This is a genomic window from Massilia hydrophila (assembly GCF_020208145.1).
Classification (GTDB): domain Bacteria; phylum Pseudomonadota; class Gammaproteobacteria; order Burkholderiales; family Burkholderiaceae_D; genus Telluria; species Telluria hydrophila.
Genome location: NZ_JAHYBX010000002.1, coordinates 457814 through 483711, shown reverse-complemented (window position 1 = coordinate 483711; position 25898 = coordinate 457814). Strand labels below are relative to the sequence as shown.

Sequence of the window (25898 nt, the reverse complement as noted above, 5' to 3'; positions counted from 1 at the left end):
TGGCAGGGGAACAAGGATTCGAACCTTGGAATGCCGGAATCAAAATCCGGTGCCTTAACCAACTTGGCGATTCCCCTACACGACTGAACTGCTTGCCGTTACATTCTGCGTATTTTACCGCTTAACGTCGCGACAGGCAAAATTTTATTCCATAACTGCTTGATTCTGCAAGAGCGATTTCATCGGGTGGCTCTTCAGCGAACGGGCTTTCCACGCTTTCCACGCGCTCGCGCCACTGAGTGACACCTGCGCCAGAACCTGGTCCGCTTCATGTTCGCTGGAGAAGGCACAGAACACACATGCCCCCGAGCCAGTCATCCTGGCATCGCCGTAGCTTTTCAACCATGTCGCCGCCTCTGCTACCGGCGGGAACAGGCGTTCAGCCACGTCCTGCAAATCATTCTTCCCGAAGTCAAATTGCTTGCCTGAAGCAACAAGGCTGCTGGAAAAGTCCGCTATTGTAACGGGTGTCGTGTTCCTCGTCAAATCGGGCGCCGAAAAAATCGCGGGGGTCGGTACCGACACGCCCGGCTCGATCACCACATACCAGCAATCCGGGCCTGGCACGGCCTGCAGCGCCTCGCCCACGCCTTCCGCGAAAGCGGTCTCGCCGAACATGAAGAAGGGAATGTCGGCGCCCAGCGGCAAGCCGAGATCCATCAGCTCCTGCTGCGTCAGGCCGGCCTGCCACAGGTGGTTGGCCGCCATCAGCGCGGTGGCCGCGTCCGAGGAACCGCCGCCGAGCCCGCCGCCCATGGGCAGGACCTTCTCGATCGCGACCTCGATGCCGGGCGGCAGGCGGCCATGGCGGCGCGCATGTTCCGCCTGCAGCAGGCGCAGCGCACGCACGATCAAGTCCTGCTCCTCGGGCACGCCGGGCACGTCGGTACTGCGCACGATGCGCTCGTCCGGACGCAGGTCGAAGTGCAGGACGTCGCCATGGTCGATCAGCTGGAACACGCTTTGCAGCAGGTGGAAGCCGTCGGCGCGGCGGCCGACGACGTGCAGGAACAGATTGAGCTTGGCCGGAGCCAGGCAATGGTGCAGCGAACGCATGTGTCTCTCAGCCCTGCCCTGCCGGATTGATCACGATGCGGATTGCCAGGTCCTGGATATCGCCGACCGCGGCGCGGCTGGCGTGGATCACGCGCGGCGCCGGCTGGGCCGCATCCGGGTTCTGCCATTCAACGAAGCGCAGGCGCCAGCCATCCTGCGTCACGACTTCGTTGCGCGCCGGCGAAGCGGCGAAGCGCTGGCCCTGCGCATCCACCGCATAGCCCTGCAGCCAGTCGCGCAGGCCGGACACCGGCAGCGGCCAGCCGAGCGTGCGCTGGGTGAGCGTGTCGATGTCGGCTTCGGTCACGGGCGCGCGGCCGGCCTGGGTCAGCGTGGCCGACTGCGGCGTGACGGCGATGGTGGCCACCGTCTGTCCCAGCGGATTGGAAAGCGTGACGTCGACGCGGCCCGGCTGCTGCGACCAGTCGAAGCTGCCGTTGAGCGACTCCACGCTGCCGCCCTTCTGGTAATTGACCGACAATCGGCCGCCCAGGTCGATGCTGTCGCGGTAGGCGCCCACGGTGGCGAGGTTGGTGCTGGTGCTGGCGCAGCCGGCCAGGGCGGCGAAGGCAGCGCAAATCGCGAACAGGGTGAGGCGTCGGGTGATCGGCATGGACGGCGGCGGCATCGGCTTCAGGGGAGGTTTGCGGGAGCTGGATTATTTCACAAGCTCTGGCGCAGGCGCGCCAGCGTGCTGCGCAGCGTGTCGTTCTGCGGATCCTTGGCGCGCGCCTCGCGCCACAATTCCTGCGCCGCGGCCTGCTGCCCTTTCTGGAACAGCACCTCGCCCAGGTGCACCGCGATTTCCGGATCGCGCCGCAGCGCATAGGCATCGCGCAGGTATTTCTCGGCTTCGTCCAGCTTGCCCAGGCGGTACTGCACCCAGCCCATGCTGTCCATGATGAAGGGGTCGCCCGGCGCCATCTCGAGCGCCCTGGTGACCAGCGCAAGGGCTTCGTTCAGGCGCACGTTGCGCTCGGCCAGCGAATAGCCGAGGGCGTTGTAGGCGTGGTGGTTGTCCGGCGCCAGCGTCATCACTTCGCGCAATGCCTTTTCCATCACGTCGACCCGGCCGATCTTCTCGGCCAGCAGCGCGAAGTCGTACAGCAGGTCGGGATTCTTCGGGAAGCGGCGGACCGCGCCTTCCATCAGCGAATACGCTTCCAGCACGCGGCCGGCATCGCGCAGCAGCTGGACCTCGGCCACCGCCACCTGGGCCTGCTGGGCCGGCTCGGTCGGCTTCAGGCCCGCCAGCAGCTTGCGTCCGCCAGCCAGGTCGCCCTGCTTGCCGAGCACCTGGGCGCGGCGCAGCTGGGCGCTGAGCAGCAGCTGCGGCTCGGTGCCGGCCGGAACCTTTTCCAGCCAGGCCTGGGCGGCCGGGTAATCGTCGCGCTCCTCCGCGATCTGCGCCAGGATCAGCAGCGCGCGGGTCGGGTCGCGTTCGTCCTCGGGATCGCGCCCGAGCACGGCGACAAAGCGCGTGAAATAGGATTCGGCGGCGGCCATGTCGTTCATCTGGGTGGCCAGCACGCCCAGCGCGTACAGGTTGCCGGCATCCTCCGGACGCGCCTTGAGCAGCGCCTCGAACTGGGCGCGCGCCTGCGGATAGCGCTTCTGGTTGACCAGCACCCGGGCGTGGGCCGCGCGCACCTCGCGCGCGTCCGGGTGGGTCTGCAGGAAGCCTTCCAGCATCGGGGCCACCTTGGCGTCGTCGTCCAGCACCTGGGCCAGCATCAGCACCGCGATCTCGGAATCGGGTTTCGCCACCAGCGCGGCGTGGGCCGCGCGCTGGGCCGCTTCCTTGTCGCCCCGTCCCAGCGCCGCCTGGGCGCGCACGATGTGGACCTCGAAGCTGCCGTCGTAGGGCGCGATCACGCGCTCGAGCATGGCGGCGGCGGCTTCCTTGTCCTTGGCGCGGCCCAGCATCTGCTGGATCTGGAACAGCAGCACGCCGCGCTTGTCCGGCGCCGACAGGCGCAGGCGCTCGGCGAAGATCGGCTCGGCGTCCGCGATGTTGTCCGAGGTAACCACCAGGCCGACGAAGTACTGGGTCGCCTCGTCCGATTGCGGATCGAGCTCGCGCCACAGGCGCACCGCAGCCAGGGTATCGTCGCCCTGGCGCGCCGCCACCGCCATCTCGGCCGCGCGCCGCGCCAGGCGCGGGTCGCGCGTCTGCTGGGCCAGCGACAGCATGGTCAGGTAAGGCCCCTGCCAGTCGCCCTTGCGAAACGCGAACTCGGCCTTAAGTAACTGGTTCAGCATGCTGCTAGTCAGCGTCACCTTCGGCAGGCGCGCCTCTTCCTCGGCGTGCGCCTTCGCCTGCTGCGCTTCCTCGCCGGCGTCCTCGCCAGGCTGCTCGTCCTCGTCCTGCGCGGCCGCCTCGGCGGCCAGGGGCGTATCCGACGCGGCCTGGGCGGCGCCGGCGACGGACGCAGGTGGCTGGGGCGCGACAGCGCATGCCGCCAGGAGACTGGAGAGGGTTACAATGGCGAAAGCGTTTTTCAAGGCAAGTCCGGGATTCTGAGATGTTGTCTGATTCTACGCTCAAGCATGCGCCCGCGTGCACTGCAGAATTTACACGAATCCCCTTCCCCATGCCCGAATTGCCAGAAGTAGAAGTCACCCGGCGCGGTGTCGCGCCCCATCTCGAAGGCCGCGTCGTGCAACAGGTGGTCTTGCGCCGCGAAGGCCTGCGCTGGCCTTTCCCGCCCGCCCTGCCGGCGCTGCTGGCCGGGCGCCGTATTTTGGGCACGGGCCGCCGCGGCAAGTACCTGCTGATCGAATTCGAGCACGGCACCCTGATCATCCACCTCGGCATGTCCGGCCACCTGCGCGTGCTGCCGCCGGGCGTCGAGCCGCGCAAGCACGACCACGTCGACCTGGTGGTGGCCGGGCCGGACGCGGGCAGCACGCAGGTGCTGCGCCTGCACGACCCGCGCCGCTTCGGCGCCGTGCTCTGGCATGGCCACGAGGAAGGCGCACTGGATGCCCACCTGCTGCTGCGCGGCCTCGGCGTCGAGCCGCTCGGCGAAGGCTTCTCGGGCGAACTGCTGTGGCGCGCCACGCGCAAGCGCAGCGCGCCGATCAAGCAGGTGCTGCTGGCGGGCGACATCGTGGTCGGTGTCGGCAACATCTATGCCTGCGAGAGCCTGTTTCGCGCCGGGATCAACCCGAAGACGGCCGCTTCGCGCATCAGCCGCGCCCGCTACGAGCGCTTGGCCGAGGCGATCAAGGACATCCTCGCCGCCGCCATCGTGCAGGGCGGCAGCACGCTGAAGGACTTTATTGCAGTGAATGGCCAATCCGGATATTTCCAGCAGACATATTTCGTCTATGATCGTGCTGGAGTGCCTTGCCGCAACTGTGGAGAGCCGGTCCGCCAGATCAAGCAGGGCCAGCGCTCGACCTTCTACTGCGCGCAGTGCCAACGCTGAACGGGTCCAGGACAATGCAGGATTTTCAACACTATGGTGCATGGCGCGCCGCCGCCGCGAGCGCGCTGCAGGCGTATGGCGCCGCACTGCGCGAGACCGCGCTGATCGACGACGCCGGCGCCAGCCAGCTGGAGCAGGCCCTGGCGCGGCTGCGCGAGGAGCGCCTGTCGGTGGCCTTCGTGGCCGAGTTCTCGCGTGGTAAATCCGAGCTGATCAACGCGATCTTCTTTGCCGACTATGGCCAGCGCATCCTGCCGTCCAGCGCCGGCCGCACCACGATGTGCCCGACCGAACTGCTGTACGACCCGGCGCTGCCGCCCTGCATCCGCCTGCTGCCGATCGAGACCCGGGTCCAGCACCTGTCCACCAGCGATTTCCGCGCCGACCCGGACAGCTGGACGGTGCTGGAACTCGACCTCGCCGCGCCGGAACGCATGGGCGAAGCCTTCCGCCAGGTGAGCCAGACGCGCCGGGTGCCGGCCGCCGAGGCCGAAAGCTACGGCCTGTGGGATCCGGAAGACCCGGACGGCGCCCACAGCCTGGGGCCGGACGGCACGGTGGAGATTCCGCGCTGGCGCCACGCCATCATCAACCTGCCCCATCCCCTGCTCAAGCAGGGCCTGGTGATCCTCGACACCCCGGGCCTGAACGCGATCGGCACCGAGCCCGAACTCACCCTGAGGCTGATCCCGAATGCGCACGCGGTGCTGTTCGTGCTGGCCGCCGAAACCGGCGTCACCAAGAGCGACATCGAGGTCTGGCGCACCCACATCGGCGGCGGACCCGGGCGGCTGGCGGTGCTGAACAAGATCGACGCGATGTGGGACGAACTGCGCACCCCCGCCGAGAACGAGGCCGAGATCGCGCGCCAGCAGGGCGAGGTGGCGCGGCTGCTGGGCCTGGACGGTGGGCGCGTGTATCCGGTGTCGGCCCAGAAAGCCCTGGTCGGCAAGATCAACGGCGACATGGGCCTGGTCGAGAAAAGCCGCCTGGGCGCGCTGGAAGCGGCCCTGTTCCACGACCTGATCCCGGCACGCCGCGAACTGGTCGCGCGCCAGCTGCGCGCCGACCTGGCCGTGCTGGCCGCCGGCCAGCAGGCCCTTGGCGCGGCGCGCACGCGCGACCTGGTCGAGCAGCTGCAGGAGCTCAAGAGCCTGCGCGGCAAGAACCAGGGCGTGATCGCGCACATGATGCGCCGCATCGAGCTGGAGAAAAAGGAATTCGACGCCAGCCTGTTCAAGCTGCAGGGCACGCGCGCCGTGTTCGCGCGCCTGTCCACCGAGCTGTATTCGACGCTGGGCATGGACAGCGTCGGCGCGCAGACCGACGCGGTGCGCGCGGCGATGCAGGCGGCGCGCTTCGCGACCGGCATGCGGGCCCCGGTGCGCAGCTATTTCGCGGCGATGCGCACCAACCTCGATGCCTCGTCCGGCAAGGTGGCCGAGATCGGCGCCATGATGGACAGCATGGTGCGCCGGTTCTCGGCCGAACACGGCCTGAGCCTGGCCGGCCCGATGCCGCTCTCGCTGGCACGCTACGGCCGCGAACTGGACGAGGTCGAGACCCTGTTCCTGAAGCAGTTCGGCACCGCCACCCTGCTCATGAACAGCCGCGCGACGCTGCTGGCGCGTTTCTTCGACTCGATCGCCTCGCGCGTGCGCGACATCTTCCGCGCCGCCAACACCGACGCCGAAGCCTGGCTGAAAACGATCATGGCGCCGCTGGAAACGGCGATCCGCCAGCACCGCGACGGCCTGCGCCAGCGCCAGGCCTCGATCGGCCGCATCTTCGAGGCCACCGACAGCCTGGAACAGAAGATCGCCGCCTTCGAAGCGACCCAGCTGGCGCTGGAAGGGGAGCGCGTCCGCCTGGCCGCGCTGGCGGCGCAGGTCGAGGCAGCGCTGGACGCGCCGCTCGACGCCGTTCCCGCCGCCAGCACCGCACAGGAAACCGAACCCGCATGAACCAACTGACCCGATTCGGCCTGGCCGGATCCGAGCAGCTGGCCGATCCCGGCTTCTCGCAAGCCGTGATCGACTGGCAGCGCATCCACGGGCGCCACAGCCTCCCCTGGCAGAACACCACCGACGCCTACCGCATCTGGCTGTCCGAGATCATGCTGCAGCAGACCCAGGTGGCGGCGGTACTCGGCTACTACGCGCGCTTCCTGGAACGCTTTCCCACCGTGCAGGCACTGGCCGAGGCACCGGGCGAGGACGTGATGGCGCACTGGAGCGGCCTGGGCTACTACACCCGCGCGCGCAACCTGCACGCCTGTGCGAAGCGCGTGGTGCAGGACTACGGCGGCGTATTCCCGAGCGACCCGGCGCTGCTGGCCGGGCTGCCGGGCATCGGACGCTCGACGGCGGCCGCGATCGCCGCCTTCTCCAGCGGGGTGCGCGCCGCGATCCTGGACGGGAACGTCAAGCGCGTGTTCGCGCGGGTGTTCGGCATTGACCAGTATCCGGGCGAGAAGCGGGTCGAGGATGCATTGTGGCGGCGCGCCGACGCGCTGCTGCCGGAGCGTGGCATGCAAGCCTATACGCAGGGACTGATGGACCTGGGCGCCACCCTGTGCACCCGCAGCCGCCCCGATTGCGCCCGCTGCCCGCTGCAGGCGCGCTGCGTCGCCTACGCCACCGGCCGCACGGCCGAGCTCCCGGTGCGCAAGCCGAAAAAGACCACGCCCGAGAAACGTGCCGCGCTGCTGGTCGTGATCGACCGCGGCCAGGTGCTGCTCGAACAGCGGCCCGCCAGCGGCATCTGGGGCGGCCTGCTGTCGCTGCCGGAGGTCGACGGCCATCTCGGCGCGGAGCTGGAGGCCGTGACCGCGCCCGAGGTGCTGGCGGCGGCGGGCGCCTACGGTACCGTGGAAGAGCTGCAGGCGCTGCGCCCGCTGGTGCACGTGTTCACGCACTACAAGCTGCACATCCACCCGTGGCAGGTGACGCTGGCGCGGCGTGGCGGCGCGAGCGTCAGGCACCTGTGGTGGGACCTGCACACGATCGAGGCGGCGCCGCTGCCGGCGCCGGTCAAAAAGCTGCTGCAGGAACTGGCGGCGCCCGGCCTGTTCGGCTGACGCTATCCCGGGCGCCCGGCGGCGCTCAGAAATGGTCGAGCGAGAAGATGCGCCGGTGCTCCCGGATCGCATAGCGGTCGGTCATCCCGGCGATGTAGTCCGCGATCTTGCGTGCCTGGCGCAGCGGGTCGCCCTCGACCTGGTAGTCGTTCGGCAGCAGCACCGGGTCGGCCAGGAAGGCGTCGAACAGCTCGCGCACGATGCGGCTGGCCTTGACCCGCATCCGGTTCACCTGGCAGTGGCGGTACAGGTTGGCATACAGGAAGCGCTTCAGGGCGGTGGTCTCGGCCCGCATCTGCGGCGAGAAGCGGATCAGGGGCTGCGAGGCGCGCACGTCCTCGATGCTCTGCGGCGCCGCCTCCAGCAGCAGCGCGCGCGAGGTCTCGACCAGGTCGGCCGTCATCGCCGTGATCATCAGGCGGATCGTCTCGTACAGCGCGCGCCGGCCCGGCAGCCCCGGGTACTGGGTTTCCACCGTGTGCCGGTGGCGCGCGAACAGTTCCACTTCCTCCATCTGCGCCATGGTGAGCAGGCCGGAACGCAGGCCGTCGTCGATATCGTGGTTGTTGTACGCGATCTCGTCGGCCAGGTTGGTCAGCTGCGCTTCCAGGCTGGGCTGGCTGCGCTCCATGAAGCGCCGTCCCAGCTCGCCCAGCTGGCGCGCATTGGCCAGCGAGCAGTGCTTGAGGATGCCTTCGCGCGTCTCGAAAGTCAGGTTCAGCCCGTCGAAGGCGCCGTAGTGCTCTTCCAGCTCGTCCACCACGCGCAGGCTCTGCAGGTTATGCTCGAAGCCGCCATAGTCCTTCATGCATTCGTTGAGCACGTCCTGGCCCACGTGGCCGAAGGGCGTGTGCCCGAGGTCGTGCGCCAGCGCGGTGGCCTCGACCAGGTCTTCGTTCAAACGCAGGCTGCGCGCCAGCGTGCGGCCGATCTGCGCCACCTCGATCGAATGCGTGAGACGGGTGCGAAACAGGTCGCCCTCGTGGTTCAGGAAGACCTGGGTCTTGTATTCCAGGCGGCGAAAGGCCGTGGAGTGGATGATGCGGTCGCGGTCGCGCTGGAACTCGCTGCGCGAGCCTGCGGGCGGCTCGATGTGCATGCGGCCGTGCGACTTCGACGAGTGCGCGGCATAGGGGGCCAGGTGGGCGTCGAAATCCAGCGCGAAGTCCATCGTCACTCCTTGTTCGGGGCCACGCAGGCGGCCAGGGTCTCCTTCAGGATCTCCGGCGGCACCGTCGTGATCGCCGGGCTGCCGAGGGGCTTGAGCAGGATGAACTTGATCTCCCCGCCCTCGTTCTTCTTGTCCACCGCCATCAGCTCGATCCAGCGCTCCAGGCCGAGGTCGGGCGCGGCAACCGGCAGGCCGGCGGCTGCCACCAGGGCGCGCACCCGCTCGACCGTGGCCTCGTCGACCAGGCCCAGGCGGGCCGACAGGTCGGCCGCCATCACCATGCCGCAGCCGACCGCCTCGCCGTGCAGCCAGGTGCCGAAGCCCAGGCCGGCCTCGATCGCGTGGCCGAAGGTATGGCCGAAATTCAGCACGGCGCGCAGGCCGCCTTCGCGCTCGTCCTTGCGCACCACCTCGGCCTTGATCTCGCACGAGCGCGCGATGGCGTAGGCCATCGCCTCCGGCTCGCGCGCCACCAGCTTGCCGATGTTGGCCTCGATCCAGTCGAAATAGGCGGCGTCCAGGATGGCGCCATGCTTGATCACCTCGGCCAGGCCGGCGGCGAGCTCGCGCGGCGGCAGGCTGTCCAGGGTGGCGGTGTCGGCGATCACGGCGCGCGGCTGGTAGAAGGCGCCGATCATGTTCTTGCCCAGCGGGTGGTTGATGCCGGTCTTGCCGCCCACCGAGGAGTCGACCTGGGACAGCAGCGTGGTCGGCACCTGCACGAAAGGCACGCCGCGCATGTAGCTGCTGGCGGCAAAGCCGGCCAGGTCGCCGATCACGCCGCCGCCCAGGGCCACGACCGTGGTCTTGCGGTCGCACTTGTTGGCGAGCAGCGCGTCGAACACCAGGTTGAGCGACGCCCAGTGCTTGTGCTCCTCGCCGTCCGGCAGCACGATCTCGACCACGTCGTGGCCCCCGGCGCGCAGCGCGCCGGCCACCTTGCCGAGGTAGAGCGGCGCCACGGTGGTGTTGGTGACGATGGCGGCCTTGCCGCCGTCGATGTGGCGCCCGAGCAGCGCGGCGTCGTCGAGCAGGCCGCGCCCGATGCTGATCGGGTAGCTGCGTTCGCCCAGTTCGACGTTGAGGATGGTGGATGCTGCCTGGTTCGTTGCGTTCATCGGATCGCTTGCCAGCCGCTGCGCGCGGGAGGCAACATGCGCCGCCTCCCCTGCCGCCAGCTGGTCGAGTATGGTCTGTACCATCGATTGTACGTTAGGTCGGCCGGTATCGATGACCAGGTCCGCAATTTCGCGGTACAGCGGGTCGCGCTCGGCCAGCAGTTGTTCCAGTTTGGCGCGCGGGTCGGCGGTCTGCAGCAGCGGACGGTTCTTGTCGTGCGAGGTGCGCTGCAGGATGCTGCCGATCGCCGCGCGCAGGTAGATCACGGTGCCACGCTCGGCCAGCAGCGCGCGGCTGGCCGGGTTCAGCACGGCGCCGCCCCCGGTGGCCAGCACCAGGCCCTGCTGGGCCGTCAGGGTGCGGATCATGTCCGCTTCGCGCCGCCGAAAACTGGCCTCGCCCTCGATCTCGAAGATCCAGGGGATCGAGGCCCCGGTGCGCGCTTCGATCTCGTGGTCGGAATCGACGAAGCGCATGCCGAGCCGGCGCGCCAGCTGGCGTCCGATGGTGGTCTTGCCCGCTCCCATCAGGCCGACCAGGAAAAGGTTGTTGTTCTTGGGATGAGGCACTGCCAGGTCCGCAGAAATGAAAAAAGACGGCCAGTATAGACTGGCCGCCTTCGGTAACGCCAACAATGCGCGTTGCTTGCTGCTTAGTTCGACTTGAAGGTGAAGCCCGTCACCTTGCCCTTCGGGGTTTCCACGCGCACCATGAAGCTGCCGGACTCACAGGTCGTGTTCGGCTTGACGGTCAGGTAGTGGATGGTGCCGCCGATTGTATTGGTCGAGGCGACCGCATCCGGCAGGAAGGTCGACACCGAGATCTTGGTGCTGTCGCTGGCGGTGACCCGGGTGTTGAAAGGCAGCGGGTTGTTGTTCCTGTCGAACAGGCGCACCGCGATCGTCTGCGGGCTGCAGCTGGAACCGGCCACGCCCTGCACCACCGCCGGGTCGCCATCGGCCGCGGTCCAGTCGCGGCAGCCGTCCGTGGTGCAGACCTGGCGCACCATGGTGGTGTCGGAACCGCTGAACACGATTTCGAGCGAGCGGCGGATATAGTTCAGGCCCCACTTGCTGTCGCCGGCCGCGCTGTAGCTGCTACGGTTGAACGGGAACGGCAGGTCGCCCTTGGCCGCTTCATAGCTGCCGTCCAGGCTGTCTTTCTTGGCCGGCTGGCCGTACACCACGGCGTGGCTGCCGGTGTCGAGGAACGGGTCGCCCTGGTCGACGAAGGGCTCGCCGCCCGACGGGCAGCTGTCCACCAGTGGACGGTAAGGCGTGCTGCCGCTGTAGCCGGTGCAGGAGTACTGGCCGTCGCCGTTCGAATCGGTGAAGTCTTCCACGCCCTGCAGGTAGGCCAGCACCGTGACACGGCCGTTGACCGGCTTGAAGGCCTGGCTGCGCAAAGCCACCGTGCAGGCGCCCCCCTTGGTCACGCAGGCGCCCTGGGCCGAAGTGCCGACCGCCCCGCCTTCGGTGACGAAGTTGATCGCCGTGTTGTCCGACACCGGGTTGCCGTACTGGTCGGCCAGCAGCACCGTGATGTCGGTCGTCTCGTTGTCGTAGTCGAGGCCTTCGATGTTGAACTTCTCGGCGCTCATCGACATGAAGCGCTGGATCGGCAGGCCGGTGGAGACAGTCAGGGTGTCCGACAGGCCGCTGATCTTGACGCCGTTGCGGGTGGCTTCGGCGATCACGCGCACCGGGGTCGGCACCGTGCCCGAGGACACCATGGTCGATACCGAGCCCGTGCTGTCGGTGGTGGCGCGGGTCGGCGACACCGTCAGTCCGCCGGTATAGGTGGTGGCGCCGAAGTTCACGTCCACGCCCGCCAGGCCGTTGCCGTGCTGGTCGACCACGCGGAAGGTGATCTGGGCCGCCTCGGTGCGGCCCTGGCCGCCCGAGCCTTTCAGCACGATCGAGCTGCCCGACACGCTGCTGCCCGAGAACTGGATCGCGCCAATGTTGGCCGCGCCCACGTCCAGGCTGATGGTCTGGGTCGAGTTGCCGATCGCGACGCTGATGGTGTCGCGCCCGCGCAGGCAGCCGTTATTCGTGTAGGTGGCGGTCTGGATGCCGTTGGCGAAGCTGCCCGGCACCAGGGTGGCGGTGCCGTCGCCCACGCACAGCGAGTTCATGGACAGGCCCGAGATCGAGGTGGCCGGCTGGCCGCCGCTGGTGACCGGGATGCTCAGCGAGACCGTGCTGAAGGCCGGCAGGGTGCCGCTCGGGGCCGGCGAGAAGGATAGTGTGCCGAGCGTCAGTGGCGCCGCGCCCACCGCGATGTTGCTGCTGGCGGTGGCGGTCTTGCCGCCGATGACGGAGGTAGCGGTGATGGCGGTGGCGCCGGCCGAGCTGACGCTGGCCGGCTTGACGCTGACCACGGCCACGCCATTCGCATCGGTCAGGGCCGAACCGGTTTCCGGCGTGAACACGACCAGGCTGCTGGCGCTGGCCGCGAACTGGACGATGGCGTTCGCGGCCGGCTTGCCGGCCGCGTCCAGCACGGTCGCCTTGACGCTGGCGCTCTGCCCGCCGGACAGCGAGGTGACCGTGGCGCCGCTGCCGTCGACCAGCGCCAGCGTGAGCTTCGGCTCGACCGTGACCGGGGTGCCGCCGCCGGTGCCGCCACCGCCGGTACCGCCGCCACCCGTACCCGAGCCGCCGCCGACCGTGGTGCCGGGATTACCGCCGCCGCCGCCGCAGGCTGCCAGGCTGGCCGCCACGAGCCCGATCGCGGTCCAGCGGCCGAGCGTGGCCAGGACCTCCTGTTTCGCTGTATGGTGCATGAATCTGTTCTTCCTTGTTGTTGTGATGTCGCGTTGTCTGGCCAGGGAGGCAAAAGGGGCGGATCAGCGCCCGGCTGCGGCGTCGGTCACGATCTTCGGCGTGATGAACACCAGCAATTCGGTCTTGGTGCTTTCGCGGCCGGTGGTCTTGAACAGGTAGCCCAGCACCGGCACGTCGCCCAGCAGCGGCACCTTGTTCTCGTTATTGCGCTCGGTCTGCTGGTAGATCCCGCCCAGCACCACCGTGCCACCGTTTTCCACCATCACCTTGGTCTTCACGTGCTGGGTGTTGATCGCCGGTCCGGCCCGGGTTTCCTCGCCCTTGGAGTCCTTGTTGACGTCGACCTCGAGCACGACGTTGCCGTCCGGGGTGATCTGCGGCGTCACTTCCAGGCGCAGGTTGGCCTTCTTGAACGTGATCGAAGTCGCGCCGCTGCTGGTGGCGACCTGGTAGGGCAGCTCGATGCCCTGCTCGATCACGGCGATCTGCTTGTCCTCGGTGACCACGCGCGGGTTGGAGATGATCTTGCCCTTGCCGTCGGCTTCCAGCGCCGACAGCTCCAGGTTAAGGAACCGGTTGTCCGCCGACGAGAACAGCGAGAACGCGATGTTTGCCGGGTTGACGCCGTTGATTGCCGCCGCAGGCAGGTTCACCAGCGTGGTGTTAGTGTAGGCGTCGCCTTTGTCCGGGGTCTGCAGCGTGTCCTGGCCGACACCGGTCAAGTTGCCACCAATGGCAACCCGGTTATTGCCGCCAATGCCGTAACCCTGGTTGCCGCCGCGCAGGGCGCGCATGTCGTTGAATCCGAGCTTGGCGCCGAGGTTGCGCGAGAAGCCGTCGTTCGCTTCCACCAGGCGCGCCTCGATCATCACCTGCTTCGAGGCGACGTCGGTCTTCTGGATCAGCTTGCGGATATCCTCGATCTTGGACGCGATGTCGGTCACGAACAGCTGGTTGGTGCGCGGGTCGATGATGGCGCTGCCGCGGCGCGACAGCACGCGGTTGCGGCCAGCGTCGCTGCCGGTGGCGGCGGCGCCGTTGGCGTCCAGGCCGAACACCGTGCGGAAGGCTTCCACCTTCTGGTAGTTGAGCTGGAAGATCTCGGAGCGCAGCGGCTCGAGGTCGGCGATCTGGGCACGCTGCTCGAGCTCGAGCTTTTCCTTGGTCAGCAGTTCTTCCTTGGGCGCGATCCACAGCACGTTGCCGTTCTTGCGCATGTCCAGGCCTTTAGCCTGCAGCACTACGTCGAGCGCCTGGTCCCAGGGCACGTCGCGCAGGCGCAGGGTCAGGTTGCCGGTGACGGAGTCGCTGGTGATGATGTTCAGGCCCGAAATGTCGGCGATCGCCTGCAGGGCGGCGCGCACTTCGACGTTCTGGAAGTTGAACGATAGTTTCTCGCCGCGGTAGCCGGTGGCGTTGCCGCCGCCCGGGCGGTTCGGGTCTTCCTTGACCGGACGCACGTCCACGATCAGCTGGGTGTCGCTCTGGTACACCGACTGTTCCCAGGCGCCCTGGGCCTCGATGGTCATGCGCACGTTCTCGCCCTGGGCGGCGGTGCTCACACGCGTGACCGGGGTGCCGAAGTCGCTCACGTCCAGGCGCCGGCGCAGCGATTCCGGCAGGCCGGTGCGCAGGAAGTCGACGATCACCTGGTTGCCGGCCTGGCGCACGTCGACGCCGACCTGGCCGTGCGGCAGGTCGACCACGACCCGGCCCTCGCCATTGCTGCCGCGGCGGAAGTCGAGGTCGCGCAGCAATTGCCGACCAGTGGGAGGCAATTGGGCGCGCGGTGCTGCCTGACCCGCCGCATTCACGGCCTGGGCCACGGCGCCCGAGCCTTCGATGGTGACCATCACCGACTTGCCGTCGATGGCGGTGGCATAGTTCAGCGGCCGCGCCAGGTTCAGCACCAGGCGGGTGCGTTCGCCGGCCTGGACCAGGTTCAGGCCGCGCACATCGCCCAGGTTGACGTCCTGGGACTGCTTGCCGGTAGCGTTGGCGGTGGCGCCGAAGTCGAGCGCGATGCGGGCCGGATTGGTGATCGCGAAGCCGATCGGCGCGCGCGCCGGCGCCTCGCGCATGGCGATGTGCAGGACCACGTTGCCGCCCTGCTGGTTGGCCGTGATCGATTCGATGGCATTGCCCTGGGCCGCGGCCGCGCCGGCGCCCAGCGCCAGCAGGAGCGCGAGGCAGAACGAGGCGCCGCGTGCCAGCCAGGCCGGCGCCGCGAGGCGGATGGTGCTGCGATGGTTCATGCGTGGGCTCATTTGCTGCTCTCCTTGCTGTCCGCCAGCTCGATGGTCGCCTTGCGCGCCACCCAGTCGCCGGTGGGGTCCTGCACGACTTCCCTGATGTCGATCGCGCCTTCGCTGACGCGCGTGACCAACCCGTGATTCTGTCCGATGCGCTGGCCGGCCTTGACCTGGAAGATCGAGGCATCGATCTGGACCAGCGCGTAATTCACCCCGGCCTTCTGCAGCGTGCCGACCATGCGCATGGTGTCGAGCGGGTAGTTCTCGAGCACTTCGCGCACGCGTCCGGCGTCCGGCTGCAGCGGGTTGGGGCTGTTGGCCGCCACCCGCGCCAGCTCGTTGAGCAGCTTGGTTTCGCTGAAAGGCTCGATGGCGGTGCCCGGCTGATAGGCGTAGGGCACGAAATCCTTCGGTTCCGGCAGCGGCTTCACCGCCGGCACCGTTTCGCGCTCGACCTTCTTCATCCAGTCGCGCACTTCCTGCACGTCGCCGTCGCCGCAACCGGCCAGCAGCAGGGCCGCGCCGAGGGCAGCCAGTAGTCGCAGCCGCATCATTTCCGTTTTCCCTTGCTTGCGCCGGCCTTGCCGTCGCTGTCCGCATCGGCGTCCTTGCCCTTGCCCTTCTTGCCTTTCTTGCCCTTGCCCTTGCGCTCGTCGCGCGCCTTCTTCTGCGCGCTGATCTCGTCCGGGTCGAGGTAGCGGAAGGTCTTGGCCACCGCCTGCAGCGACAGCACGCCGTCCTTCAGCTCCATCGCCATGTTGTTGAGCGTGACGATGCGCGGCAGGTTGGCCATGTCGGCGGCGAAGGCACCCACGTCGTTGTACTTGCCGGTCACCTTGATGTCGATCGGCTGCTCGGCGTAGTAGTCGCGGATGACTTCGGCGCCCGGCTTGAACAGCTCGAACTGCAGGCCGCGGCCGACGCCCGCCTGGTTGATGTCAGACAGCAGGTCCGCCATCTCCGACTTGTTCGGCAGCTGCTTTTCGAGGCGCTCGACGTACTGGTCGACCTGCACCTTCTGCTGCTGCAGGGCTTCGAGGTTGATCGCCTGCGCCATCTTGCTGCGGTACTCGGTGCGCAGCGACGCTTCCTCGCTGGCGCCCTTCTTCTGGCGGGTGAACTGATCGTCCCAGTAGAAGAAGTAGCCGAGGCCGACGACCGCCGCCATCACGCCGGCCGCGCACAGCAGGCGCGGCGCCAGCGGCCACTGGCCGGGCTGGCGCCCCTGCAGGTCCTGGAACTGGGCCGCGAAGCGGGCGCCGAGGTCTTTGAGATCGATATTCATGGGTCAGTCGCGCTCCTGCGGCGCCGCTTTCGCGAGCTTGGGCGACGCCGCGCCGGTGCCGTCGCCGGCCGCGTCCTGTTCGCGCGGGCGCTTGAGCGCCACGTCCACCTGGAACTCGACGACCTTGCGGCCGGTCTTGCTCTTGTCGAGCGTGGTGGCCTTGATTTCGGTCAGGTTCGGCGCTTCCAGCCAGGGCGACGGACCGGACACGTTGCGCAGCAGTTCGGAGACCCGCTCCTGCGACTGCGCATAGCCGCTCAGCGTGACCTTGCGGCCATCCTGGCGGAAGGATTTCAGGACCACCCCTTCCGGCGTCTGGCGCACCAGTTCGTCGAGCAGGTAGACCGACTGGTTACGGTCGCCCTGCAGGTCCTCGACCGCCTGCTGGCGCGCCTTCAGGGCCTCGATCTCTTCCTTCAGGGTGCGGATCTCGCCGATCTTCTTGTCCAGTTCCGCGCTGGCCGTCTTGAGCACCAGGTTGCGCTGGTTCTGGACCGCGATGCGGCTGGCATTCCAGGCGCCGACCAGCAGCACCACGGCGGCGCCGGCCACGGCGCCCGCCGCCAGCAGGGCGACGAAGGCGGCCTGCTTCTGCTTGCGCCGCGCTTCGCGGTGGGGTAACAGGTTAATGCGGATATTCAAGCGAACCTCCGCAGGGCCAGGCCGCAGGCGACCAGGTAGGCCGCACCTTCCTGGCGCAGCTGCTGTTCGCGCACCGGCGCGCCGAAGGCCATGCCCTCGAAGGGCGCGACGATGCTGCTCGGGATGCGGGTGCGGCTGCCGATCAGCTCGAGCAGGCCGGGCAGCGCGGCGCAGCCGCCGGCCAGGTACAGCTCGTCGATACGGGTGTAGGGCGTGGAGGTGAAGAAGAACTGGATCGCGCGCGTGACTTCCAGCGCCGCGCTTTCCAGGAAGGGCGCGAGCAGGTCGGCGCGGTAGTTCTCGGGCAGGTCGCCGCTCTTCTTGCGGGTTTCCGCCTCCTCGAACGACAGGCCATAGGCACGCACGATATCCTGGGTCAGCTGGTTGCCGCCGAAGGGCTGCTCGCGCTCGTAGATGGTCTCGCCGTCCTGCAGCACCGACACGTGGGTGGACTGGGCACCGATCTGGAACAGGGCCACAATCTGCTCCGGCTTCGCAATGCCGGCGCGGCCGCGCGTGGCGCGGTCGAGCGCGGCGCGCGCGGCATAGGATTCGATGTCCATCACGATGGCGGTAAGGCCGGCCGCCTCGGCGATCGCGACCCGGTCCTCGACCTTTTCGCGGCGCGCAGCAGCCAGCATGACTTCCATGTCTTCCTGCGCATGCGGGGCCTGGCCGATGACGTCGAAGTCGAGGCTCACCTCATCCAGCGCGAACGGGATGTACTGGCTGGCTTCCGACTCCACCTGCACTTCCAGCTGGTCTTCCGACAGGCCGGCCGGCAGGATGATCTTCTTGGTGATCACCGCGGCCGGCGGCATGCCCAGCGCCACGTGGCGGGCACGGGTACCGCTCTTCTTCCAGACCCGGCGCACGGCTTCGGAGACCTGTTCGATGTTTTCGATGTTGCCGTCCACGACCGCCCCGCGCGGCAGCGGCTCGGTGGCATAGCGCTCCAGGCGCAGTTCACCCTTGCCGGCCTCGCCCAGCTCGACCAGACGCACGCCCGACGTGCTGATATCGAGCCCGACCATCGGCGGATTGGACTTCCCGAACAAGGAACCTAGATTGATCACGAGCGTACTCCTTGACTGCCCTTCCCGCCTGATGCGGAAAACCTGATGTTGAACGCCCGGGTGGGAATTTCTCTGTTAAAACCGGTACTTGGTGCATATTTATGAGGCACCGCGTTAGATCGTAGCGAAAAGGATGCACCCCGACAAGAAATTTCTGTGGGGGAACACCTCATTGCGGCGCGTCCACGCCACACTCTGGCACCAGGTGTTATCACCCCTGCCACGACCCTTATTTGCTTGATATCTCGGGGCTTGTCGGGTGGTATTGCGCTGGCTTAAGCCTTGGCTCAGCAGTGCGCGTGTCAGCGCCAAAAGGCCTGTCTTATAATGAAGCGTTGCGCACAGCCTATTTGCGAAAGTCAGCATGAAACAGAAACAAGCGTCCGGTACGGCAGCAGCGCCGTCGAAATACACTCCCAAGCGCCTGATCCTGATGGCGCTCGGCGCGGTCACGGGCCTGGCCGTCATCGGCGTGCTGGTACTGGTATTCGCGCTCGCGATGGCTTACCCGAACCTGCCCGCGCTCGACACCATCACCGACTACCGGCCCAAGATGCCGCTGCGGATCTTCACCGCCGACAACGTCCTGATCGGCGAGTTCGGCGAAGAGCGCCGCACCCTGGTCCATTTCAAGGACATCCCGGACGTGATGAAGAAGGCCGTGCTCTCGATCGAGGACGACCGTTTCTACGAGCACAGCGGCATCGACTACTGGGGCATCCTGCGCGCGGCCTTCAAGAACGCCACCGGCGGCTCGCGCCAGGGCGCGTCCACCATCACCCAGCAGGTGGCGCGCAACTTCTTCCTGTCCTCGGAACAGACCTTCAAGCGCAAGGCCTATGAAGCCATGCTGGCCTGGAAGATCGAGAAGAACCTCTCCAAGGACCAGATCCTCGAGCTGTACATGAACCAGATCTACCTGGGCCAGCGCGCCTTCGGCTTCCAGTCGGCGGCCCAGATCTACTTCGGCAAGGACCTGCGCGACATCACCGTGGCCGAAGCGGCGATGCTGGCCGGCCTGCCGAAGGCGCCGTCCGCCTACAACCCGGTGGTCAACCCGACCCGCGCCAAGACCCGCCAGCAGTACATCCTGCAGCGCATGCATTCGCTTGGCTACATTACCGATGCCCAGTACCAGCAGGCGAAGGAAGAACCGCTGAAGATCAAGACCGACAGCACCGCCTTCGGCGTGCACGCCGAATACGTGGCCGAGATGGCGCGCCAGCTGGTCTACGAACAGTTCAAGGAAGACACCTACACGCGCGGCCTGAACGTGTTCACCACCATCACCAAGGCCGACCAGGACGCGGCCTACCTGGCGGTGCGCCGCGGCGTGATGGAGTACGAGCGCCGCCACCCGTACCGCGGGCCGGAAGCCTATATCGAGATCCCGGGCGACAAGGCGGAAGCGGACGAAGCGATCGAGGCCGAGCTGGCCGAGCACCCGGACAGCGACAACATCGTGGCCGCCATCGTGCTGCAGGCCTCGCCGTCGAAGGTGACGGCCACCATCGCCTCCGGCGAGACCATCGACATCACCGGCGCCGGCCTGTCCTTCGCCAAGGCCTGGCTGTCGGACAAGGCGGCACCGAACCGCCGCGTGCGCCGCGGCGCCGTGATCCGGGTGATGCAGGACGACGAATCGAAATGGATCATCACCCAGATGCCGGAAGTCGAATCGGCCTTCGTTGCGGCCAGCACCGAGGACGGCGCGATCCGCGCGCTGGTGGGCGGCTTCGACTTCAACCGCAACAAGTTCAACCATGTGACCCAGGCCTGGCGCCAGCCGGGCTCTTCGTTCAAGCCCTTCATCTACTCGGCTTCGCTGGAACGCGGCCTGTCGCCGTCGACCGTCATCAACGACGCCCCGATCTCGTTCGATGCCGGCCAGACCGGCGGCCAGGCCTGGGAGCCGAAGAACTACGACAACCGCTACGAAGGCCCGATCACCATGCGGCGCGGGCTGACGCAATCGAAGAACATGGTCTCGATCCGCATCCTGAACAAGATCGGCGCGCGCTATGGCCAGGAATTCGCGACCCGCTTCGGCTTCGACGCCGAGCGCAACCCGGCCTACCTGACCCTGGCCCTGGGCGCGGGATCGACCACGCCGCTGCAGATGGCCGGCGCCTACGCGGTGTTCGCCAACGGCGGCTACCGCATCAGCCCCTACATCATCTCGAAGGTGACCGACAGCGACGGCAAGGTGCTGTCGGAAGCGCGTCCGGAGCGCGCCGGCGTCGAGGCCAACCGCGTGATCGATGCGCGCAATGCCTTCCTGGTCGACAGCATGCTGAAGGACGTGGTACGCCATGGCACCGCGACCAAGGCCATGGCGCTCAAGCGCACCGACCTGGCCGGCAAGACCGGCACCACCAACGATTCGATCGACGCCTGGTTCGCCGGCTACCAGCCAAAGCTGGTGGGTGTCGCCTGGATCGGCTACGACCAGCCGAAGAACCTCGGCAACCGGGAAACCGGCGGCGGCCTGGCGCTGCCGATCTGGATCAGCTACATGGGCAAGGCGCTCAAGGGCGAGGCGACGGTCGAGCGCGAAGTGCCGCCGGGGCTGATCATGGCCAACGGCGAGTACTACTACGCGGAGAATCCGCCGGGCACCGGGGTGCAGACCCTGGATGTCGGACCGCCGCCGGCGCCAAGCGAGCAGAAGCAACGCGATGCGGTCAGGAACGAGCTGTTCTGATTGGTGAACAGTTGCTGGGAATTGGCGGCTCCAAGGGCCGCCATTTTTTTTGCGCTCCCTGCAAATTGTGGCAGGAACACAGCAATCCTATCCGCGGCGAATAACTTTTCCCGATTTCGGCAGTTAGGACAAAAGCGCATGGCGCCATAGGTTTAGCTCATGATATGTTGCGCAAATGAATGTTCCCAAAAGGAACTTTTGTTAGCGTATTCCTTCATTCTTCTACCTACGGATCGCCTCCCATGGAACTGACCGAAAAATCGGCCCCGGCCGCTGCCCTTGCCTCCCCGTCCAGCGCACTCGTGAGCATCTTCCACGAGCCGGGCGCCACCTTTGCCCGCCTTGCCGCACGGCGCGCCACCTGGCTGCCGGTGGTACTGGTCGCCCTCGCCAGCTCCCTGCTGCTGCTGTGGTACTTCCTCGGCTTCGTCGACTATGCCTGGTTCCAGGACCATATGCTGGCCAGCGTGACTGATCCGGCCGAGCGTGAGCAGGCGGCCAAGATGGGCATGGGACAGCAGACCATGGGCATCGTCTCCGGCATCGGCGCCCTCGTCAGCGTCGTGTTTTCGTATGCGATCGGCGGCCTGTACTTCCTCATCGTCGCCAAGGTCAAGAACCAGGATTTCGGCTTCCGCCAGGGCTTTTCCCTGTGCGCCTGGGCAGCGCTGCCCAACCTGCTGCTGCTGCCTCTCGGCGCAATGCAGATGCTGCTGGCCGCCAACGGCCAGATGCCCCTCGAAGCGCTCAACCCGCTCACCCTCAACCAGTTGCTGTTTCACTACGAAACCGGCCATCCGCTCGCCGGCCTGCTGGAAACCGTCTCGGTTCCAATGGTCTGGGGCACCGTGCTGATGGTGATCGGCTACCGGGTCTGGACCGGCGTGTCGCGCGCCACCGCCCTGCGCGTCGTGCTCGCTCCGTATGCCGTCGTGTACGGCCTCTGGCTGGCTTATGCGTTGAGCAAGGCAGCATGAAGCAGGCCAGCAAGCGCAAGCTGGTCGTCGGCCTGGCGGTGACCGCCCTGCTGGGCGTGCCGGTCGCCACCAAGCTGGTGCGCGGCAGCGGACCGGCCAAGGCGGTCGATACCGAACGCGTCGCCCAGCGCGAAATCCGCTCCTCGATTTTGGCTTCCGGCCACCTGCTGTACGAAGAACAGGTCAAGCTGTCGCCCGAGGTGATCGGCAAGGTCAGCCGCATCTTCGTCAAGGAAGGACAGCAGGTCGCGCGCGGCGACCTGCTGCTGCACCTCGACGACGAAAGCTACCGCGCCGAAGTGGCCCAGCAGCAGGCGGCGGTGCGCCAGCAGCGCATCGTGATCGAGCAGCAGCAGCTGAACGTGCAGAACCAGGAAAAGCAGTACCGGCGCAAGATCGAGCTGCACCAGATGAAGATGATCGCCGATTCGCAGATCGACGACGCGCGCTATGCGCTCGACCTGGCGAAGATCGAGCTGCGCAACAGCCGTACGCGCCTGGAACAGGTGGAAGCGATCCTGCAGCAGGCCAACGAGCGCCTGTCCAAGACCACCATCCGCGCCCCGATCGCCGGCACCATCACCGCGCTCGACATCAAGGTCGGCGAAACGGCGGTGGCCAGCCAGATCGGCATCGCCGGCTCGAGCCTGATGACGATCGCGAACACCGCGACCATGGTCACCGAAGTGAACGTCGACGAAGCCGACATCGCCAAGGTGGGAGTGGGCCAGGAGGTGGCGATCCATACCGCCGCCTATCCCGATACCGCCCTCAAGGGCAAGGTGCTGACCATTCCGCTGTCGCCCAGGCAGGACCCGGCCGCCGCCGCGCAAGGCAGCTCGCGCGCGCGCAACTTCAACGTCAAGGTGCAGCTGGCCGACACCGGCAAGCTTGCGCTGCGTCCCGGCATGAGCTGCCGCGCCGAGATCTATACCGCCAGCAGCGGCAAGTCGCTGGCCCTGCCCTTGCAGGCGGTACTGTCCAACAACGAGGAAGGCGGCGACGCCGCCGGCAAGGGCAAGAAGGCCCCCGCGCCGAAGAGCGAAAGCTGGGTGTTCGTGGCCAAGGACGGCAAGGCGCAAAAACGCATCGTCACCGTCGGCGCCTCGGACGACAGCATGCAAGAGATCCGCAGCGGCCTGGCGCAGGGCGAGACCGTGATCACCGGTCCCTACAAGACCTTGCGCGCGCTGCGCCAGGGCGACAGCATCTCGGCGACCGACAGGCCGGTGCAGGACGCGACCGCAGCAAGCGCGCCAGCGCCGGCGCCAACGAAGTCCACGACATGAACCAGGCTGTCCCGCTCATCCGGCTCGAAGGCATCACCAGGCACTACACGATGGGAGGTGAAACGATCGCGGCACTGGCCGGCATCGACCTCGAAATCGCCCGCAACGACTACGTCGCCTTCATCGGCTCGTCCGGTTCGGGCAAGTCGACCATGATGAACATCCTCGGCTGCCTCGATTCGCCCACCGGCGGCCGCTACTTCCTCAACGGACGCGACGTGGCCGGCATGAGCGAGTCGGAGCTGGCGCGCGCGCGCAACGAGGAGATCGGTTTCATTTTCCAGAGCTTCAACCTGCTGACCCGCGCCACCGCCCTGCAGAACGTGATGCAGCCGCTGATCTACCGCGGCGTGCGTCCCGCCGAGCGCGCGCGCCGTGCGCGCGAGGCGATGGCGCGCGTGGGACTGGAACACCGCATGGACCACCTGCCCAACCAGCTGTCCGGCGGCCAGCGCCAGCGCGTGGCGATCGCGCGCGCCCTGTGCAGCGAGCCGTCGATCCTGCTGGCCGACGAACCGACCGGCAACCTCGATTCCAGCACCGCCGCCGACATCATGCAACTGTTCGACACCCTGCACCGCGAAGGCCAGACCCTGATCGTCGTGACCCACGAGCCCGACATCGCCGCCCACTGCCGGCGCACGGTCAGGCTGGCCGACGGCAAGGTGCAGAGCGATACCCTGAACAGCGTGCGCGAGGCCGCCCATGTTTAGCCTGGTCGAGAGCTTCCGCTCGGCCCTGCAGAGCATCTTCGCCCATGGCTTTCGCAGCTTCCTGACCTCGCTCGGCATCATCATCGGTGTCGCCTCGGTCATTGCCGTGGTCTCGATCGTGCAGGGCTTCTCGGCCTCGATCAGCAGCGAGTTCAAGGGCCTCGGCTCGAACAGCCTGACGGTGCAGGCGTATACGCCTTTCGAGGAAGCGCTGCAGGGCAAGGAACATGTGCTGAGCCTGGGCGACTACGAACGCATCGTGGCCCACATCGACGACATCAGCAACGTCTCGCCCACGTTCGCCCCGTTCGGCGGCTTCGGCACCACGGTGCGCGCCGGCAGCCAGACCAGCTTCACGCAGGTGCTGGCCGTGACCGAAGCCTACATGGAGTCGAGCCAGGTGTTCCCGCAGAGCGGGCGCTTCATCCGCGCCAGCGACGACGCTTCGCGGCGCAAGGTATGCGTCATCGGCAGCAAGCTGCTCGAGAAGCTGCGCCTGCCCGCCGATCCGGTGGGCCAGTTCCTGGAGATCGGCGGCGAATGGTTCAAGATCATCGGTGTCACCGAGGAAAAAGGCGAAGCCTTCGGCTTCAGCAAGGACGACTACATCCTGATTCCGTTCTCGGTCGGGCAGATCGTGGCTGGCACCAGCACCCGGCTGAACATCTCGATCAGTTTTACCGTCGACGACATCGAACAGATCGATGCGGTGCAGGGCCGGGTGACTTCGCTGCTGCGCCAGGCCCACCATCTCAAGCCGGGGCAGCGCAACGACTTCAAGGTGCAGTCGGCACAGCAGTTGTCCGACGCCTTCGAGAAGATCGTCGGGATGATGACCCTGGTGCTGGGCGGGATCGTCGGCATCTCGCTGCTGGTGGGCGGCATCGGGATCATGAACATCATGCTGGTGTCGGTGACGGAGCGGACCCGCGAGATCGGCATCTGCAAGGCACTGGGGGCCCAACGCCACCACATCCTGCTGCAGTTCCTGATCGAAGCGACCACCTTGTCGCTGCTGGGCGGGCTGGTCGGCCTGGTGCTGGGCTACCTGCTCGGCTTCGGCGTGGCCAAGCTGATTCCGGGCTTTCCCGGCGCCGTCGTGCCCTGGTGGGCGGTCCTGATGTCCTTCGGCTTTTCCAGCCTGGTGGGCATCCTGTTCGGCATCATGCCGGCCGCGAAAGCCGCCAACCTGCATCCGATCGATGCCCTGCGCTACGAATGACCCGGGGCGCGGGAGGAATCGCCGCGCCCCCGGACGGCGATGCAGACACGGTCATTTTTCCACATCGTTTGCCCATCACGACAACACCCGAATGTCATGGATGCACTGACCAAAGCCATTCTGTTCAGGTCGGAGAAATTCGACTGCACGTCGGACCTGCCCGAGAATGACAACGCAGGTAACCGCTTGTATGGCGGCGACCTTGCGCAATTCCTGTGTGCGCGGCTCAAGGCCAAGGGACTCGACGCCGGTTTCCTCGACGAGGACTGGGGATGGCTGGTTTTTGGGAAAGCGGCGCCGTCGACCAGTTTCGAAATCGCTGTCTACCAGTTCAGCGAGCCCGACGAAGGCAGCTGTCCGGGTGCGCCAGAATGGGGGTTGCGGATGCAGGCATTCCAGCGGAGGAACCTGCTTGGAATCTGGCCAAGTAAGCGCAGGATTCATGTCCCACCTGCCATCGAGGCAGCGATCATGGATGCAATCGACGAGATCGGAGCCAGTCCACGCGCATGGGAAGAGGCTCCCCCAGGATGAGCGATCAGCCCAGGGCCACCGGCGCCCCGCCCTGCTCCGTCACGTACTGCGACAGCGAGGCGAACAGCTCGCTGTCGTCGCGCGTATTGCGCCACTCGTCGCCCACGCGCTTGTAGTGGTAGCCGCCCGAACGCGCCGCCACCCACATTTCCTGCAGCGGGGCCTGGCTGTTGATGATGATCTTCGACGCGTTGCGCAGGAATTCGACTTCGAGTACGTTGCCGCTGCGCTTGCATTCGACGTCGACCACGTCGTCGTCGTTGAGCTTGTCGAGGCAGGCCTCGATGCGGTCCAGGGTGCTTTCGGCCAGCGCCAAAAATTCGGATTCGGTCATGCTACACTCCAAAGTCTGCTAATCAAACCCCCATTCTAATCGTGAAGTCCACCACCGCACTGCTTTCCGGCGCCGCCCTGCTCGCCGTCCTGAGCGGCTGTGGCCAGACGGGTCCGCTGTACATGCCGAACCCGCCGGCCAAGCCTGCCCCTGCCAACCCGCAGCCGGCCCAGCCCGTTCCATCCAACAACGCCTCGACCCCGGCCCCGACCAAGTAACGCA

Annotated in this window: 22 protein-coding genes and 1 tRNA gene; 10 read left to right on the top strand and 13 right to left on the bottom strand. The window is 67.1% G+C overall.

What is annotated here, in order from left to right:
* The 4 genes from LE190_RS09320 to LE190_RS09305 form a co-directional block, all read right to left on the bottom strand.
* Window positions 1-77 (bottom strand) — tRNA-Gln (locus LE190_RS09320).
* A 67-nt stretch (window positions 78-144) separates the two neighbouring features.
* Window positions 145-1056 carry a 4-(cytidine 5'-diphospho)-2-C-methyl-D-erythritol kinase gene (gene ispE / locus LE190_RS09315; RefSeq protein ID WP_225238424.1) on the bottom strand — a complete coding sequence of 304 codons (912 nt, stop codon included), beginning with the start codon at window positions 1054-1056 and terminating at the stop codon, window positions 145-147.
* Window positions 1057-1063: 7 nt separating this feature from the next.
* A complete protein-coding gene (locus tag LE190_RS09310) occupies window positions 1064-1669 on the bottom strand; it encodes an outer membrane lipoprotein LolB (protein ID WP_225238423.1) in 606 nt (201 codons plus the stop codon).
* A 50-nt stretch (window positions 1670-1719) separates the two neighbouring features.
* Window positions 1720-3561 carry a tetratricopeptide repeat protein gene (locus LE190_RS09305; protein ID WP_225238422.1) on the bottom strand — a complete coding sequence of 614 codons (1842 nt, stop codon included), beginning with the start codon at window positions 3559-3561 and terminating at the stop codon, window positions 1720-1722.
* 89 nt (window positions 3562-3650) lie between these two features.
* On the opposite strand from LE190_RS09305, the gene mutM reads away from it, so the two are divergent.
* Genes mutM through mutY form a run of 3 tightly spaced genes read left to right on the top strand, consistent with a single transcriptional unit; the run spans window position 3651 to window position 7569 of the window.
* Window positions 3651-4490, top strand: a complete 840-nt coding sequence (gene mutM, locus LE190_RS09300) for a bifunctional DNA-formamidopyrimidine glycosylase/DNA-(apurinic or apyrimidinic site) lyase (protein ID WP_225238421.1) — start codon at window positions 3651-3653, stop codon at window positions 4488-4490.
* Between the two features lie 14 nt (window positions 4491-4504).
* A complete protein-coding gene (locus tag LE190_RS09295) occupies window positions 4505-6454 on the top strand; it encodes a dynamin family protein (protein ID WP_225238420.1) in 1950 nt (649 codons plus the stop codon).
* A complete protein-coding gene (gene mutY, locus LE190_RS09290) occupies window positions 6451-7569 on the top strand; it encodes an A/G-specific adenine glycosylase (protein WP_225238419.1) in 1119 nt (372 codons plus the stop codon). The genes LE190_RS09295 and mutY overlap by 4 nt, the downstream gene beginning before the upstream one ends.
* 25 nt (window positions 7570-7594) lie before the next feature.
* On the opposite strand, the gene LE190_RS09285 is transcribed toward mutY, so the two are convergent.
* From LE190_RS09285 to LE190_RS09250, 8 genes are all read right to left on the bottom strand, one after another.
* The gene (locus tag LE190_RS09285; protein WP_225238418.1) at window positions 7595-8740 is read right to left on the bottom strand and encodes a deoxyguanosinetriphosphate triphosphohydrolase; all 1146 of its coding nucleotides are present in this window, start codon (window positions 8738-8740) and stop codon (window positions 7595-7597) included.
* A 2-nt stretch (window positions 8741-8742) separates the two neighbouring features.
* The gene (aroKB, locus tag LE190_RS09280) at window positions 8743-10386 is read right to left on the bottom strand and encodes a bifunctional shikimate kinase/3-dehydroquinate synthase AroKB (protein WP_229517063.1); all 1644 of its coding nucleotides are present in this window, start codon (window positions 10384-10386) and stop codon (window positions 8743-8745) included.
* Between the two features lie 125 nt (window positions 10387-10511).
* Window positions 10512-12647 carry an Ig-like domain-containing protein gene (locus LE190_RS09275; protein ID WP_225238417.1) on the bottom strand — a complete coding sequence of 712 codons (2136 nt, stop codon included), beginning with the start codon at window positions 12645-12647 and terminating at the stop codon, window positions 10512-10514.
* A gap of 63 nt (window positions 12648-12710) precedes the next feature.
* The gene (locus tag LE190_RS09270) at window positions 12711-14915 is read right to left on the bottom strand and encodes a type IV pilus secretin PilQ (RefSeq protein WP_225238416.1); all 2205 of its coding nucleotides are present in this window, start codon (window positions 14913-14915) and stop codon (window positions 12711-12713) included.
* Entirely contained in the window at window positions 14912-15454 is a 543-nt protein-coding gene (locus LE190_RS09265) for a pilus assembly protein PilP (RefSeq protein ID WP_225238415.1), read from the bottom strand. Before LE190_RS09265 ends, LE190_RS09270 begins: the two co-directional genes overlap by 4 nt.
* The gene (locus LE190_RS09260) at window positions 15451-16185 is read right to left on the bottom strand and encodes a type IV pilus inner membrane component PilO (RefSeq protein WP_224946817.1); all 735 of its coding nucleotides are present in this window, start codon (window positions 16183-16185) and stop codon (window positions 15451-15453) included. The genes LE190_RS09265 and LE190_RS09260 overlap by 4 nt, the downstream gene beginning before the upstream one ends.
* Before the next feature lie 3 nt (window positions 16186-16188).
* A complete protein-coding gene (locus tag LE190_RS09255) occupies window positions 16189-16827 on the bottom strand; it encodes a PilN domain-containing protein (protein ID WP_225238414.1) in 639 nt (212 codons plus the stop codon).
* Window positions 16824-17903 carry a pilus assembly protein PilM gene (locus LE190_RS09250; protein ID WP_225238413.1) on the bottom strand — a complete coding sequence of 360 codons (1080 nt, stop codon included), beginning with the start codon at window positions 17901-17903 and terminating at the stop codon, window positions 16824-16826. The genes LE190_RS09255 and LE190_RS09250 overlap by 4 nt, the downstream gene beginning before the upstream one ends.
* Before the next feature lie 364 nt (window positions 17904-18267).
* Here LE190_RS09250 and LE190_RS09245 point away from each other — a divergent pair, with 364 nt between their 5' ends.
* From LE190_RS09245 to LE190_RS09220, 6 genes are all read left to right on the top strand, one after another.
* The gene (locus LE190_RS09245) at window positions 18268-20607 is read left to right on the top strand and encodes a penicillin-binding protein 1A (protein WP_225238412.1); all 2340 of its coding nucleotides are present in this window, start codon (window positions 18268-18270) and stop codon (window positions 20605-20607) included.
* Between the two features lie 242 nt (window positions 20608-20849).
* Window positions 20850-21584, top strand: a complete 735-nt coding sequence (locus LE190_RS09240) for a YIP1 family protein (protein ID WP_225238411.1) — start codon at window positions 20850-20852, stop codon at window positions 21582-21584.
* Window positions 21581-22873, top strand: a complete 1293-nt coding sequence (locus tag LE190_RS09235; RefSeq protein ID WP_225238410.1) for an efflux RND transporter periplasmic adaptor subunit — start codon at window positions 21581-21583, stop codon at window positions 22871-22873. The genes LE190_RS09240 and LE190_RS09235 overlap by 4 nt, the downstream gene beginning before the upstream one ends.
* A complete protein-coding gene (locus LE190_RS09230; protein WP_225238409.1) occupies window positions 22870-23586 on the top strand; it encodes an ABC transporter ATP-binding protein in 717 nt (238 codons plus the stop codon). The genes LE190_RS09235 and LE190_RS09230 overlap by 4 nt, the downstream gene beginning before the upstream one ends.
* Entirely contained in the window at window positions 23579-24808 is a 1230-nt protein-coding gene (locus LE190_RS09225) for an ABC transporter permease (protein WP_225238408.1), read from the top strand. The genes LE190_RS09230 and LE190_RS09225 overlap by 8 nt, the downstream gene beginning before the upstream one ends.
* Window positions 24809-24904: 96 nt before the next feature.
* The gene (locus LE190_RS09220; RefSeq protein WP_225238407.1) at window positions 24905-25342 is read left to right on the top strand and encodes a hypothetical protein; all 438 of its coding nucleotides are present in this window, start codon (window positions 24905-24907) and stop codon (window positions 25340-25342) included.
* Window positions 25343-25346: 4 nt separating this feature from the next.
* Here the strand turns inward: LE190_RS09220 and cyaY are convergent, their stop codons facing one another.
* A complete protein-coding gene (gene cyaY, locus LE190_RS09215) occupies window positions 25347-25676 on the bottom strand; it encodes an iron donor protein CyaY (protein WP_225238406.1) in 330 nt (109 codons plus the stop codon).
* Between the two features lie 41 nt (window positions 25677-25717).
* Here cyaY and lptM point away from each other — a divergent pair, with 41 nt between their 5' ends.
* Window positions 25718-25894 (top strand): LPS translocon maturation chaperone LptM, encoded by a 177-nt coding sequence (gene lptM, locus LE190_RS22020; RefSeq protein WP_224946808.1) that lies wholly within the window; start codon window positions 25718-25720, stop codon window positions 25892-25894.
* The last annotated feature ends 4 nt before the right edge of the window (window positions 25895-25898 follow it).

Bases quoted from the DNA above. Each gene is read 5' to 3' on its own strand.
- LE190_RS09240 (WP_225238411.1), top strand. From the start codon at position 20,850: ATGGAACTGACCGAAAAATCGGCCCCGGCCGCTGCCCTTGCCTCCCCG.
- LE190_RS09245 (WP_225238412.1), top strand. From the start codon at position 18,268: ATGAAACAGAAACAAGCGTCCGGTACGGCAGCAGCGCCGTCGAAATAC.
- LE190_RS09285 (WP_225238418.1), bottom strand. From the start codon at position 8,740: ATGGACTTCGCGCTGGATTTCGACGCCCACCTGGCCCCCTATGCCGCG.
- LE190_RS09270 (WP_225238416.1), bottom strand. From the start codon at position 14,915: ATGAGCCCACGCATGAACCATCGCAGCACCATCCGCCTCGCGGCGCCG.
- LE190_RS09235 (WP_225238410.1), top strand. From the start codon at position 21,581: ATGAAGCAGGCCAGCAAGCGCAAGCTGGTCGTCGGCCTGGCGGTGACC.
- aroKB (WP_229517063.1), bottom strand. From the start codon at position 10,386: ATGGGAGCGGGCAAGACCACCATCGGACGCCAGCTGGCGCGCCGGCTC.
- mutM (WP_225238421.1), top strand. From the start codon at position 3,651: ATGCCCGAATTGCCAGAAGTAGAAGTCACCCGGCGCGGTGTCGCGCCC.
- LE190_RS09225 (WP_225238408.1), top strand. From the start codon at position 23,579: ATGTTTAGCCTGGTCGAGAGCTTCCGCTCGGCCCTGCAGAGCATCTTC.
- LE190_RS09260 (WP_224946817.1), bottom strand. From the start codon at position 16,185: ATGAATATCGATCTCAAAGACCTCGGCGCCCGCTTCGCGGCCCAGTTC.
- ispE (WP_225238424.1), bottom strand. From the start codon at position 1,056: ATGCGTTCGCTGCACCATTGCCTGGCTCCGGCCAAGCTCAATCTGTTC.
- LE190_RS09265 (WP_225238415.1), bottom strand. From the start codon at position 15,454: ATGATGCGGCTGCGACTACTGGCTGCCCTCGGCGCGGCCCTGCTGCTG.
- cyaY (WP_225238406.1), bottom strand. From the start codon at position 25,676: ATGACCGAATCCGAATTTTTGGCGCTGGCCGAAAGCACCCTGGACCGC.
- LE190_RS09275 (WP_225238417.1), bottom strand. From the start codon at position 12,647: ATGCACCATACAGCGAAACAGGAGGTCCTGGCCACGCTCGGCCGCTGG.
- mutY (WP_225238419.1), top strand. From the start codon at position 6,451: ATGAACCAACTGACCCGATTCGGCCTGGCCGGATCCGAGCAGCTGGCC.
- LE190_RS09230 (WP_225238409.1), top strand. From the start codon at position 22,870: ATGAACCAGGCTGTCCCGCTCATCCGGCTCGAAGGCATCACCAGGCAC.
- LE190_RS09295 (WP_225238420.1), top strand. From the start codon at position 4,505: ATGCAGGATTTTCAACACTATGGTGCATGGCGCGCCGCCGCCGCGAGC.
- LE190_RS09310 (WP_225238423.1), bottom strand. From the start codon at position 1,669: ATGCCGATCACCCGACGCCTCACCCTGTTCGCGATTTGCGCTGCCTTC.
- LE190_RS09220 (WP_225238407.1), top strand. From the start codon at position 24,905: ATGGATGCACTGACCAAAGCCATTCTGTTCAGGTCGGAGAAATTCGAC.